General features: G+C 37.2%; 2 protein-coding genes. Both read right to left on the reverse strand.

Going from position 1 to position 1,136, the window contains the following annotated elements; genetic code table 11:
* On the reverse strand, positions 1 to 149 hold a 149-nt coding region (locus EKL98_RS16805; RefSeq protein ID WP_317125409.1), incomplete at its 3' end, for a transaldolase family protein.
* A 24-nt stretch (positions 150 to 173) separates the two neighbouring features.
* Positions 174 to 1,136, reverse strand: a 963-nt coding sequence (locus EKL98_RS16810; protein ID WP_394343492.1) for a transketolase-like TK C-terminal-containing protein, incomplete at its 5' end; no start/stop codon positions are given.

The following is a 1,136-nucleotide window of genomic DNA, read 5'->3' on the forward strand; positions in this document are numbered from 1 at the left end:
ATTTTTACATAATGTGCAATAATATTGTCAGCTCCTGTAATACCTTCTTTCGCCATAAGCGATGGATTAGTAGTTACACCGTCTAGAACTCCTAGATCATTAGCTTCCTTGATGTCTTTTAAATTTGCGGTATCAATAAAAAATTTCATTTCTTTTGTGTTTATTTTTGATTATTATTTACTTTCTTCGATGTATTTTAGAATTTCTTTTGAAGCACTTTCAGGATTGAATCCAAATTTTTGATCCAAAACACTTGCTGGTGCCGAATAACCAAAATGGTCTAATCCAATCACTTTTCCGCTATCGCCTATCAATCCTTCTAAGTTTACAGGAAGTCCAGCGGTGAGCCCGAAAACTAATTTCCCTTTAGGAATAACGCTTTCTTGGTATTCCTTTGATTGTTGTTTGAACAACCCTTCTGAGATGATAGAAGCTACATTCACTTTCAAATTATTCTCTTTTTCCAAAATCGCTGCAGCATCCATAAGTGTAGAAACCTCCGAACCGTTGGCAAATAAAGTAATATCTGGATTTGGTGTTGACTTCACTAAATAACCTCCTTTATTAGCTTCTGTTGCCTCTTGATATCTTGAAGCTCCTGTTGCTGGAATGTCTTTAATGTTTTGTCTTGAAAGTATCAAAGCGGTTGGTGTCGTAGTGTTTTTCAAAGCCATATCCCAAGCTACTGAAGTTTCGATAGCATCGGCAGGGCGAAGTGCTAATAAACTTTGGTGACCAGAATGGTTTTTGATTTTTTCCATCAAACGCATTTGTGCTTCTTGCTCAATGGGTTGGTGGGTTGGTCCGTCCTCTCCTACTCTAAATGAATCGTGAGTCAAAACATATTTCACTGGCAATTCTTGAATGGCAGCCAATCTTATAGCTGGTTTCATATAATCTGAGAATACAAAGAATGTAGCCACCACAGGAACTACTCCTCCGTGAAGGGCGATTCCGTTTGCGATAGCAGTCATTGTCAACTCAGCAACTCCAGCTTGTAAAAAAGCACCTTTGAAATTATTTTTTTGCAGAACAGTCGTTTTTTTCAAGAAACCATCCGTTTTATCACTGTTGGATAAATCCGCTGAAGAAACAATTACGTTTTCTAAATTTTCTGCTAAATATCCTAATACTGC

The sequence above is a fragment of the Flavobacterium bomense genome (genome assembly GCF_003970355.1).